Origin of the sequence: Veronia nyctiphanis (assembly GCF_004116385.1) — a bacterium.
Lineage (GTDB): Bacteria > Pseudomonadota > Gammaproteobacteria > Enterobacterales > Vibrionaceae > Veronia > Veronia nyctiphanis.
Window position 1 is genome coordinate 14167 of sequence record NZ_PEIB01000009.1, and the last position, 11746, is coordinate 25912.

14 protein-coding genes and 2 pseudogenes are annotated in these 11746 nt (G+C 47.6%); 2 read left to right on the forward strand and 14 right to left on the reverse strand.

The genetic code is table 11. The features are described from left to right. Positions 1-231 precede the first annotated feature (231 nt). From bfr to fkpA, 11 genes and pseudogenes are all read right to left on the reverse strand, one after another. The gene (bfr, locus tag CS022_RS09105; protein WP_129122022.1) at positions 232-714 is read right to left on the reverse strand and encodes a bacterioferritin; all 483 of its coding nucleotides are present in this window, start codon (positions 712-714) and stop codon (positions 232-234) included. An 81-nt stretch (positions 715-795) separates the two neighbouring features. Continuing rightward, positions 796-987: a bacterioferritin-associated ferredoxin gene (bfd, locus tag CS022_RS09110; protein ID WP_129122023.1), complete on the reverse strand. Its 192-nt coding sequence runs from the start codon at positions 985-987 to the stop codon at positions 796-798. 177 nt (positions 988-1164) lie between these two features. Further along, positions 1165-2349: an elongation factor Tu gene (tuf, locus tag CS022_RS09115; RefSeq protein ID WP_129122024.1), complete on the reverse strand. Its 1185-nt coding sequence runs from the start codon at positions 2347-2349 to the stop codon at positions 1165-1167. A 106-nt stretch (positions 2350-2455) separates the two neighbouring features. Then, positions 2456-4552, reverse strand: coding sequence for an elongation factor G (gene fusA / locus CS022_RS09120; RefSeq protein WP_129122025.1), 2097 nt, complete (start codon positions 4550-4552; stop codon positions 2456-2458). 71 nt (positions 4553-4623) lie between these two features. Continuing rightward, positions 4624-5094, reverse strand: coding sequence for a 30S ribosomal protein S7 (gene rpsG, locus CS022_RS09125; RefSeq protein ID WP_068905285.1), 471 nt, complete (start codon positions 5092-5094; stop codon positions 4624-4626). Between the two features lie 97 nt (positions 5095-5191). Further along, positions 5192-5565 (reverse strand): annotated as a pseudogene (gene rpsL / locus CS022_RS09130) (30S ribosomal protein S12). A gap of 179 nt (positions 5566-5744) precedes the next feature. Then, positions 5745-6035, reverse strand: coding sequence for a sulfurtransferase complex subunit TusB (gene tusB / locus CS022_RS09135; protein ID WP_129122026.1), 291 nt, complete (start codon positions 6033-6035; stop codon positions 5745-5747). Between the two features lie 8 nt (positions 6036-6043). Beyond that, positions 6044-6400: a sulfurtransferase complex subunit TusC gene (gene tusC, locus CS022_RS09140; RefSeq protein ID WP_129122027.1), complete on the reverse strand. Its 357-nt coding sequence runs from the start codon at positions 6398-6400 to the stop codon at positions 6044-6046. A 9-nt stretch (positions 6401-6409) separates the two neighbouring features. Beyond that, positions 6410-6802 carry a sulfurtransferase complex subunit TusD gene (tusD, locus tag CS022_RS09145; protein WP_129122028.1) on the reverse strand — a complete coding sequence of 131 codons (393 nt, stop codon included), beginning with the start codon at positions 6800-6802 and terminating at the stop codon, positions 6410-6412. Continuing rightward, positions 6799-7473: a helix-turn-helix transcriptional regulator gene (locus tag CS022_RS09150; RefSeq protein WP_129122029.1), complete on the reverse strand. Its 675-nt coding sequence runs from the start codon at positions 7471-7473 to the stop codon at positions 6799-6801. Before CS022_RS09150 ends, tusD begins: the two co-directional genes overlap by 4 nt. A gap of 209 nt (positions 7474-7682) precedes the next feature. Further along, on the reverse strand, positions 7683-8489 hold the full coding sequence (gene fkpA / locus CS022_RS09155; RefSeq protein ID WP_129122030.1) for an FKBP-type peptidyl-prolyl cis-trans isomerase: 807 nt from the start codon (positions 8487-8489) through the stop codon (positions 7683-7685). A 127-nt stretch (positions 8490-8616) separates the two neighbouring features. On the opposite strand from fkpA, the gene CS022_RS09160 reads away from it, so the two are divergent. Continuing rightward, the gene (locus CS022_RS09160) at positions 8617-9600 is read left to right on the forward strand and encodes a WD40 repeat domain-containing protein (protein WP_129122031.1); all 984 of its coding nucleotides are present in this window, start codon (positions 8617-8619) and stop codon (positions 9598-9600) included. A 9-nt stretch (positions 9601-9609) separates the two neighbouring features. Then, complete coding sequence (locus tag CS022_RS09165; RefSeq protein WP_129122032.1) at positions 9610-9834, forward strand: SlyX family protein; 225 nt, start codon at positions 9610-9612, stop codon at positions 9832-9834. 73 nt (positions 9835-9907) lie between these two features. Here the strand turns inward: CS022_RS09165 and CS022_RS09170 are convergent. From CS022_RS09170 to CS022_RS09180, 3 genes and pseudogenes are all read right to left on the reverse strand, one after another. Beyond that, positions 9908-10863 (reverse strand): annotated as a pseudogene (locus CS022_RS09170) (isoaspartyl peptidase/L-asparaginase family protein). 89 nt (positions 10864-10952) lie between these two features. Then, positions 10953-11480 carry a peptidylprolyl isomerase gene (gene slyD / locus CS022_RS09175; RefSeq protein ID WP_129122034.1) on the reverse strand — a complete coding sequence of 176 codons (528 nt, stop codon included), beginning with the start codon at positions 11478-11480 and terminating at the stop codon, positions 10953-10955. 64 nt (positions 11481-11544) lie between these two features. Continuing rightward, positions 11545-11742, reverse strand: a complete 198-nt coding sequence (locus CS022_RS09180) for a YheV family putative zinc ribbon protein (RefSeq protein ID WP_129122035.1) — start codon at positions 11740-11742, stop codon at positions 11545-11547. Between the last annotated feature and the right edge of the window lie 4 nt (positions 11743-11746).

Consider the following 11746-nt stretch of genomic DNA (forward strand, 5'->3'; position numbering starts at 1 on the left):
AGTGTACATTAAACGAACAGTTTACTGCTCTCTTCCTCGATGCTCATTGGTTCACAACAGCCTTAGCGAGTGCAAGCACTCAGGCAGTGCGACGCATTATACAGATAGCATTTTCGTTTGCAAGTACTGTGCAAAAAAGAGTCAGTATTTATCTGATATCGGCGAGATTTAAGTGAAGAAAAACCTGAACACGGTAGAAGATGTCATCTGTGTTCAGGTTTGTTGTGGTAATTAGTCTTCGTCACACTCAATGATTTGTGCTTGATTATAATTTTGGATACCCACTCGCTCTATTAAGCTGAGTTGGGTCTCAAGCCAATCCACGTGCTCTTCTTCGCTCTCCAAGATATCTTGGAATAGATCGCGCGTTACATAATCACGAACGCTCTCGGCATATTCGATACCGTCACGAAGGTCTGGTATGGCTACCATTTCCAACGCCAAATCACATTCGAGCATTTCCTGAGTGTCTTCACCTATACGAAGTTTACCGAGATCCTGCAAGTTCGGGATACCCTCAAGGAAAAGAATCCGCTCAATCAATTTATCGGCATGGTTCATCTCGTCTATTGACTCGTGGTATTCCTTATCTGCCAGGATTTTGAGTCCCCAGTCTTTGTACATTCTTGCGTGGAGGAAATATTGATTGATAGCGACCAGCTCATTGCCGAGCACTTTGTTGAGGAGTTGAATTATTTTTGGATCAGATTTCACGACATATACCTCATTATCCTTAATTCAGTTAAAGCCTAACTGAGGACAATGAGTTGTCAATAACTTTTTTTTTACAAAAAATTAACCTATCTGCTTACTATTCGTATTCGTAATCTCTTCTTCCAAAATTTCTCTTGCAGAACGTATACATTTGCCGCACTGAGATCCTAGCGGAGTCACTTTCCTAACATGCTTAATATCACTCACGCCTTCTTCAATTGCTAATTTTCTCAATTTTTTGTCTGAGATACCGTGACAAAGACAAACGTACATATTGGCCTCTAAGATTCAAAGTGAATATTAATATAAACGAGAATCGTTAGTATTTCCAATAGTATTTTTATTAAATGGCATCAATATCATCTTGAACCTTTTGTGTGGTTCAGGCTTATTGAGATCAAAAAAAGGGTGCCGAAGCACCCTTTTTTTCGTAGTTAAATTGCGCTTAAATTAAGCAACAATTTTAGCTACAACACCAGCACCAACGGTACGGCCACCTTCACGGATTGCGAAGCGCAGACCTTCGTCCATTGCGATTGGAGCGATCAGCTCTACAACCATCTTGATGTTGTCGCCTGGCATAACCATCTCAACGCCTTCTGGCAGTTCGATAGTACCGGTCACGTCAGTTGTACGGAAGTAGAACTGTGGACGGTAGCCTTTGAAGAACGGGGTATGACGGCCGCCTTCTTCTTTTGACAGAACGTATACTTCTGACTCGAACTTGGTGTGCGGAGTGATTGAACCAGGCTTAGCCAGTACTTGACCACGCTCAACTTCGTCACGCTTGGTACCACGCAGAAGAACACCAACGTTCTCACCCGCACGGCCTTCGTCAAGAAGCTTACGGAACATTTCAACACCAGTACAAGTAGTCGTGGTAGTTTCTTTGATACCGATGATTGCTACTTCGTCACCAACGTTGATGATACCTTGCTCTACACGACCGGTTACAACAGTACCACGGCCTTGGATAGAGAATACGTCTTCGATTGGCAGGATGAACGGCAGGTCAATTGCACGCTCTGGCTCTGGGATGTATGAATCCAGTGCTTCAGCCAGCTCAACAATCTTGTCTTCCCACTGTTTTTCGCCGTTCAGTGCACCCAAAGCAGAGCCTTGGATCACTGGGCAGTCGTCGCCTGGGAATTCGTATTCAGACAGAAGTTCACGTACTTCCATCTCAACCAGCTCAAGCAGCTCTTCATCATCAACCATGTCACACTTGTTCATGAATACGATGATGTAAGGGATACCAACCTGGCGACCCAGCAGGATGTGCTCACGTGTTTGTGGCATTGGACCGTCAGTTGCCGCAACAACCAGGATACCACCGTCCATTTGCGCAGCACCGGTGATCATGTTTTTAACATAATCGGCGTGTCCTGGGCAGTCTACGTGTGCGTAGTGACGTGAAGGAGTATCGTACTCTACGTGTGAAGTAGAGATAGTGATACCACGCTCACGCTCTTCTGGTGCGTTATCGATTGACGCGAAGTCTTTTGCTTCACCGCCATAAACTTTCGCCAGAGTAGTACAGATAGCTGCAGTCAGAGTGGTTTTACCGTGGTCAACGTGGCCGATAGTACCAACGTTAACGTGCGGTTTCGTACGTTCAAATTTTTCTTTAGACACGATCGTGTTCCTTCCTAGTTATGTGCCGCACTCACCGTCATGAGTGCGATCAGAAGATTTTATCAATGCTGACCTACATAGGCCAGCATCAAAAACCGCGATTCAATTATGTGCGTTCTGCAATGATTGAATCAGCGATGTTCTTAGGAATCTCAGCGTATTCGCTGAATTCCATCGAATAAGACGCGCGGCCCTGAGTGGCAGAACGCAAATCAGTTGCGTAACCAAACATTTCAGCCAGTGGAACCTGTGCGCGTATGATCCTCAAGCCAGCAGGACCATCGTCCATGCCACCAATCAGACCACGACGGCGGTTAAGGTCGCCAACTACATCACCCATCCAGTCTTCTGGCGTGGTGACTTCAACTTTCATCATAGGCTCAAGAATAACGGGTTGCGCTTCTAGCGCGCCTTTCTTGAACGCCATAGATGCAGCGATCTTAAACGCCATTTCGTTAGAGTCAACATCATGGTAAGAGCCATCAAACAATGTCGCTTTAATATCCAACACAGGGTAACCCGCAAGGACACCACTCGACATTTGCTCTTCGACGCCTTTGGAGATTGCACTGATATATTCTTTCGGTACAACTCCGCCCACGATCTCGTCAACGAAAACAAAACCTTCGCCCGGTTCACAAGGCTCAAGTTTCAGCCACACATGACCATATTGACCACGACCACCGGACTGCTTAACGAATTTTCCTTCGACTTCAGTCTTGCCACGGATGGTTTCGCGGTATGCCACCTGAGGCTTACCTACGTTACATTCAACGCTGAACTCACGACGCATACGGTCGACGATGATGTCGAGGTGAAGTTCACCCATACCAGAAATTAAGGTCTGGCCTGATTCATCATCTGTTTCAACGCGGAACGAAGGATCTTCTGCTGCCAGTTTACCCAGGGCGATGCCCATTTTTTCTTGGTCAGCCTGTGATTTAGGCTCGACGGCGATTTGGATAACTGGCTCAGGAAACTCCATACGCTCAAGAATAACTTTAGATTCTAGCGAGCAAAGCGTGTCACCGGTCGTGACGTCTTTCAGGCCTATCGCTGCTGCAATGTCACCCGCACGAACTTCTTTGATTTCTTCGCGCTTATTCGAGTGCATCTGAACGATACGTCCAAAACGTTCACGTTTCTGTTTGACTGAGTTGTAAACAGAATCACCAGAGTTGACGACACCGGAGTATACCCTGATGAAAGTCAATGTACCGACAAACGGGTCGGTTGCAATTTTAAATGCCAGTGATGAAAACGGTTCGTTATCGTCGGAGTGACGCTCGATTTCATTGCCATTTTCATCTTCACCTTTGATCGATTTAACGTCGACCGGTGAAGGCAGGAATTCAATAACAGAATCCAATACCGCCTGAACACCTTTGTTCTTGAATGCAGAACCACAGGTAGCCAGTACGATTTCATTATTCAATGTACGTGTACGCAAAGCTTGTTTAATCTCGGCTTCGGTCAATTCACCTTCTTCAAGGTACTTGTCCATCAGCTCTTCAGAGGCTTCTGCGGCAGTTTCAATCAGATTCTGGTGCCATTCTTCGGCCAGTTCCTGCATGTCCGCCGGGATGTCTTCATATGAGAAGGTCATACCCTGATCAGATTCGCTCCAGTTAATGGCTTTCATCTTGATCAGATCTACCACGCCTTTAAATTCTTCCTCAGCACCAATATTCAAATGAATTGGCACAGGAGTCGCACCCAGACGGTCTTTAATTTGTTCAACTACACGTAGGAAGTCCGCGCCTGCGCGGTCCATTTTATTTACGAAGACCATACGGGGTACTTCGTATTTGTCAGCCTGACGCCAAACGGTCTCTGACTGAGGCTCTACACCTGATGCACCGCAGAATACAACCACTGCACCGTCAAGTACGCGCAATGAACGTTCAACTTCAATGGTGAAGTCAACGTGTCCTGGTGTATCGATAATATTGATGCGATGCTCTGGGAACTGAGCGTCCATACCGCGCCAGAATGTTGTGGTCGCAGCAGAGGTGATAGTGATACCACGCTCTTGTTCCTGTTCCATCCAGTCCATCGTGGCGGCACCATCGTGCACTTCACCAATCTTATGGGACAGGCCGGTATAAAACAGAATGCGCTCGGTCGTTGTCGTTTTACCCGCATCGACATGAGCACAGATACCAATATTTCGGTAGCGCTCAATAGGAGTTTTACGAGCCAATGTAATATCCTCTTACTAAGGGCATCCTTAGAATATGGTTTAGGCGCAGCACGAGGCTGCGCCAAAAGTCATTACCAGCGGTAATGAGCGAACGCTTTGTTCGCGTCTGCCATACGGTGAACGTCTTCACGTTTCTTAACAGCAGTACCTTTGTTCTCAGATGCATCCAGCATTTCATTTGCCAGGCGCTGAGCCATAGATTTTTCACCACGCTTACGAGCGGCTTCAACCAACCAACGCATCGCCAGAGCGTTACGACGCACTGGACGAACTTCTACTGGTACTTGGTAAGTTGAACCACCTACACGGCGAGATTTAACCTCTACCGCTGGGCGTACGTTTTCAAGAGCTGCTTCAAACACAGACAGGTGCTCTTTACCAGAACGCTCTGCCATGATGTCTAGTGCACCATAAACGATTTTTTCAGCAGTCGACTTTTTACCGTCAACCATTACGATATTTACAAATTTTGCCAGCAGCTCGGATCCGAACTTAGGATCCGGCAGGATTTTACGCTGACCAATTACGCGACGACGTGGCATGGAATTCTCCGTTGTCTTCTTCAGGTTTTATCCAAAACTTTTCAGTTTTTTCAAAATTACAAATTAATTAGTGTTTGGCCTTACTTAACGGATTCCATTAAGACTTAGGACGCTTCACACCGTACTTAGAACGACCTTTCTTACGGTCATTAACGCCTGCACAGTCAAGTGCACCACGAACAGTGTGGTAACGCACACCCGGAAGGTCTTTAACACGACCGCCACGGATAAGAACAACGCTGTGCTCTTGCAGGTTGTGGCCTTCACCGCCGATGTATGAAGTAACTTCAAAACCGTTGGTCAGGCGAACACGGCAAACTTTACGCAGAGCCGAGTTAGGTTTTTTAGGAGTAGTGGTGTATACACGAGTACAAACACCACGTTTTTGCGGACACGCTTCCAGCGCAGGCACGTTGCTTTTCGCAACTTGCTTACGCGTGGCTTACGCACCAGCTGGTTGATAGTTGCCATTAAATAGCTCCTGATATTACTTACGTATAAGTGTGAAAAATCTATCCCCAACAAACGCAGGGACGCGAAATTTTAGGCGTCGACTAAAGGGGTGTCAAGATTTATACAGTGATCTTTCTATTGTTCGATATGTGAACTCGGTATTTTTGTGTTTACAACCTAGCGTAAATACCGTGTTTTCACCATTTTAATTGCTTATCATGGCGTTCAGTTAGTGAAATAAATCCTTTTATATCAATAACTTTTATATTTTTAGCAACTTGTTCTAATAAACCACGGGCTTCGAGGTCTTCTTTTAATGCGTAAATCTTCAGGCCTGTATTTTTTATTTGTTGTTGCCACACAGAATTCTTAATAGCTGCAATAACACCGTCTTCGAGAAGCAAAATATCGCTTTGAGGTTGTGCGTAACGCAAGCAATTGGTGAATGCCGCGCCGTTAAATGGTGATGAATGAAGTGTATGAAGCATACTAAACCTTAAAACTGAACAAGACGATCGCAGTGCTCAAAAAGCTGACCTATTTCCTGAGGCGATTTTATCTCGGCATCAACGACAATAGGTAAACTGGCTATGCCTCGCTCTTCCAACGATATCTGACACACGTAAATCTCTTCAACATCGCAAAGCGACAGCATTTTGAACGTTGAAATGTAATCTCTGCATAGCACTTTTTCAGGTGCCTGCCCTTTCAGCAGTTGTAATACGCCATCGCCAACAAAGAACAGCGCCAAATTTTCACTATAGGACGATGTGGACAAAACGGCATCAAGACCTTCTCTGCCACTGGCTGAGCCGTGTGGCGCAGACGAAAAAACAAATCCGACTTTTTTCATTGTTCGCCCTTAAAACTGGATAACACGATCTGCGCTGAGTAATGCTTCAGACAAACTTCCAAGACCCGCCTGCTCGAAGCCTTTTGCCATGTTAGAGCCAGTCAAACCATGTTGATTAGCTTCATCCGCACTGATTTGACCACGGCGTAGTGCCGCTGCCACGCAGGTTTCCATGTGAATGTCTTGTTGGTCTTTCAAGGCCTGCCACGCAGCAACTAAATCAAACTCGTCATTAGCAGGCACTGTCAATGACGATGCATTGGAGACGCCATCTTGATAAAAGAAGACTTTAGACAGACTGTGCCCCTGCTCTATCAAGGCTTTAGCAAAGAGGTAAGCGGACCGCGATGCCTGACTGCCATATACTGGGCCACTGACGACAAGGACGTAGTCGAGACTCATTTTTCGCCTTCCTCTGTTTTTCGCTGTCGAATATAAAGATAGACAGTATGTTTGGAAATATTGAGGCGGTCGGCAACCCGATTGATAGCATCTTTGATATCGAAAATGCCTTTATCAAATAGCTCCATCACAATCTGCCTGTTTTTCAGGTTGTTCGACACTGACTTATCGGCATTGATCTCTTCAATTGTGCGCTCAACCGTCTGATCCACCAGCTCTTCCACATCACTGGCAAAATTCACTGATGACACAGCCTGACGGGCCTCATCTGTTGGCATGAATGCTTGCAGGACCTGTGAAAATGGGGCGTCAAGATTGATGTTGATACACAGGAGTCCGATGATTCTGCCCGTTGCATTTCTGATTGCCACCGTAATGGACTTCATCAACGCCCCGCCTTTTGCGCGGGTAAAGTAGGCTCGGGAGAAATTACGCTCGGTCCCTTCAATGTCACGCAGGGTTTTCAGCGCTAAATCTGTAATTGGCGAGCCAACTTGACGGCCTGTATTTTCACCATTGGCGATCCGAATGGCTGAGTTGTTCAAATCTTCCAGTGAATGCAGCACGATTTCACAGTGCTGACCAATCAATGCAGCCAATCCGTCGACCACAGCTTCGTACGAATGCAGGATCACCCGATCCAATTCATTAAAACGATAATGTCCGGCAATGCTTCTGGCATTACGTCCGTTCCAAAGCTATCCGTTGATACCACAGGCTGCTTACCTCCTACGCGAAATGTGACTGTTCAGAAAAGAACACGTGTTTTTCAGAGTTGAAATTGGCGCCAGTGTAACAGAATCAGATCAAAAAAAGCACAAACCCCAGTACATGACCGGGGTTTGTATTGGCATCGAAAAATGACAGCAATTAAGGAATATTATCCCTCTGCTTTTTCTTCTTTCGGTACGTCAGGCGCTTGGCCTTGAATTTCAAGAAGCTCGACTTCGAATACCAGCGTTGAGTTACCAGGAATCGATGGGGTGTTTTGCTCGCCGTATGCCAGCTCAGGCGGAATGACGAACTTGAACTTTGAACCGACAGGCATCAGCTGAACGCCTTCTGTCCAACCCGGGATCACGCGGTTAAGCGGGAAGGTTGCAGGCTGCTCACGATCGTAAGAGCTGTCGAATTTAGTACCGTTGATCAGTGTGCCTTTGTAGTGAACCACAACTGTGTCTTCGGCTTTTGGCTTCGAACCGGTTCCCAGTGTTTCAACTTGATACATCAGACCAGAATCGGTGACCTTCACACCATCTTTCTTCGCAAACTCGTCGCGGTAGTCTTTGCCAGCTTGAACAGCTGCAGCAGATTCCTGCTCTGTTTTTTCTTTCATTTTCGCCGCAACGCGTGCATCAAGTGCTTTTAATGCTTCCTGCGCTTCTTCATCAGTCAGTTTTGCTTCACCTTTGAACACGTCCTGAACGCCTTGAATGACTACGTCTGAGTTCAGCTCAATACCAAACTGTGACTGCTGTTCAAGGTTAGACTTCAGGTACTGCGCCAGTGATGTACCGATCGCGTAAGCTGCTTTCTCATCTTCAGTTTTAAATGCAACAGCTGGCGCTTCCTGAGTGGCCACTGCCTCTGCCTTCGCGGTTTCAGGCTTTTTAGCTTCTTCCTGCTGACAGCCTGCGGCTACCGCAACGGCCGCAGCAAGCAGCGACACTTTTAACACTGATTTCATAGGTGCTCCGAGGTTTATAGGAAATTCATTCCTTTTTTTTAATATCAATTTCGCTTAACTGTGCGAAAGTACCAAACTATCAATATACTCGACGTTATAGGGTCACAGATGCAGGAAAACAACCACAATGTATCGTTTTAGCCGTGTAATTTGCGTAACCCTGACAATACTAGCACTAACCGGGTGCTTCCATTCCGCTGATGAAGCCCAGCGCTGGGAAATTCATCCTCAGGGTGTGACGAGCTTCAGCCTCAGTCGCAACGGCCAGTTCGGCCTTATCGCTGCCAAAGAGAACGGTATCGTCCTCTGGGACCTTAAGAGTAACCAGCAATTGGCTAGTTTTGGGTTTCAGGATCCAGAAAGTAACACAGTTATTGCTAGCCAAATCTCCGATAACAACCGTTATGCGATCACCGCAACGTCTCAGAATTTTGCTGTTTGGGATCTGGCCTGGGGCAAATCTGAGGGGCTGTGGTCAATTTCCGACGGTAATATCCGGGACGTCGCAATCAGTAATAACGGCAAACAGGTGTTACTGGCACTCTCAAACGGAAAAGCCTTATTTGTGGACTTAGGCACGGGAAGACGCCTAGAGTTCCTTGCTCACAGAGAAAAAGTTAACAGTGTGGCGATTTCGCCCAATGGTAAATACGGCATGTCGGGGGGGAATGACCATGTCGCTTACCTTTGGGATACCAACACAGGTCAGATACTTAATACGTTTGAGCACTCGCACCGTATTACCCGAGTCGCCTTAGATCGCGAAGGGCGTTTTGCGTTTTCGGCTGACGGCGACGATATGGCAGTGATATGGGATCTCTCTACGGGAAGAGAACTCAGCCGTCTGGACTTATTCCACCGTCACCCAAACTTTTCGGTCGCCCGATTCTCTGATGACGGCACACTGCTGGCAACAGGCACGCCCGGCAGGCGGGTGCAACTTTGGTCGGTCGGCGAAGGAACAAGTGAAGGTCGATGGGTCGCGGCTGAGCAACTCAATACGCGACCTCCGAGTGCAGTAGTGTATGATGTCGCTTTTACGCCCGATAATCAGGTGATTTCTGCCACCTCCGCTGGTATCGCACAGGCCTGGAATATTGAACAACACTGAGACAGAGTGATGAATGACAACGAAGTAAGGCTGCAAAAGCAAATCGATGATATGGAGTGCAAGCTGGCTTTTCAGGAGCACACTATCGAAGAGCTGAACGACGCGCTGACTGAACAGCAAAAATCGATTGATAAGCTCAACACGCAGATTGCCTTTCTGGTCACCAAGCTGAAAGTCATGGAGCCCTCAAACCTTGCCAGCATGACAGAAGAGACCCCACCTCCTCACTATTAATAGTGCGCGTCTTTCAGATAACGACCAATAAAAAAGCCGCATAAGCGGCTTTTTTATTGGTCCGTGGAACACCTTAAAGTGACGACAGCGGCTCACTGGCAAAAATAGCCACGATTGGCTCGCCTCATCATTAATTCGGCCTCGATACATGCCGGGACAATTGAATTCAAAGTGCACAACGCCATTGCCATCAATAGCTATCACGCCACCCTCGCCGCTCATATCCAACAGCGGTCCCTGAATGACCGCTTCGCAAGCTTCTGACACAGACTGACCGCCATATTGCATTCTTCCAGCAATATCACCTGCTACGGTACACCGGAGTAATGCCTCCCCCATGCCGGTTGCAGATATGGCAACGTTGCCATTGCGGGCAAACGTTCCGGCCCCCAGCAGCGGAGAATCGCCAACGCGTCCAAAACGCTTATTGGTAACACCGCCTGTACTGGTCGCCGCAGCAAGATTACCATCGGCATCAATAGCTACCGCGCCCACGGTACCGTGTTTTTTATCATCGGGAAAAGCCGATTCAGAAAGCGCGACACCCCCGCTGGCTTTGGTTTCGAGAAGCTGATCATATCGTCGATCGGTAAAAAAGTAGTCCTGCTCTGTGTATTCATGGCCAGCAACCTTGAACGCAAACTGCTCGGCACCCTCGCCGCTCAGCATCACGTGCTCTGACTGGGTCATGATATCTTTTGCGAGCTTGATAGGGTTTTTGATATGTCTGACCCCGCAAAGCGCACCTGCAGCGAGTGTTTTGCCGTCCATCAACGCGGCATCCATCTCTACCATTTCATCGTGCGTCAGTACAGAGCCTTTCCCTGCATTGAACAGAGGATCGTCTTCCATCACCGCCACTGCTGCTTCAACAGCATCAACGGCACTGCCACCTCGCCCCAGCACCGCGCTGCCAGCTCGTAATGATGCAGCTAACGCTTTGCGATAAGCCAATTCAAGTTCAGGCGACATTTTGTCTTTTTCTATCGTGCCTGCACCACCGTGGATAGCGAGGGAAAATGTCTTCATTCAATGCTCCATACTCAGGGGATTCAGCGGTCCAACCTCAAATAAACGTACTAACAAAAAAGGCCCCTTGGGGACCTTCTTCAAATACATTAGCTACTGCAGCTACCGTCACCGCAACAACCTTCATCGTTGTTACTGCCGCAGCTGCCGCCTTCCTGATGGATATGGCCATGTGCAACTTCATCTTCCGTTGCTTGGCGCATCTCCATCACTTCAACACTGAATGTCAGGGTCTGACCCGCCAGCATGTGATTACCATCAACCACAACTTCATCGCCATCAACCTCTGTGACTTCAACAGGGATAGGGCCTTGATCGGTATCAGCAAGAAAACGCATGCCTACAACAATCTCGTCAACACCTTGGAAGACATCCGCAGGCACACGCTGAACCATCGCATCATGGTAATCGCCATAAGCCTCTTCAGGAGCAACAGTAACGTCGAACGTCTCACCCTGCTCGCGACCTTCAAGCGCGGCCTCCAAACCCACAATCAAGTTATTGTGGCCATGCAGGTACTGAAGCGGCGCATCTTTGGTCGACTCATCCACCATTTGCCCGTCTTCATTTTTTACCTGATACGCCAAGGTCACGACAACGTCTTTACAGACTTTCATACTTACTCCGGAAATCGGTTACAAATTCAGCCGCGATAATACAGAAATTACCGGGCGGCGACCATCATTCCGGCTTAAATATCCCAATCACCTGCGCCTCTTCACCACGCTGTTCCGGCGTGCTGTTTGGCGATTTACGATCGGTGTGTCCACATTCAATACATTCAACCACTTCGACGTGGTGATCGACCCACCAGCGCAAAGTATCTATTTTTTTGCATTCCGGGCACGTCGCGCCGGCGATAAATCGTTTCTTTGTCATGGGA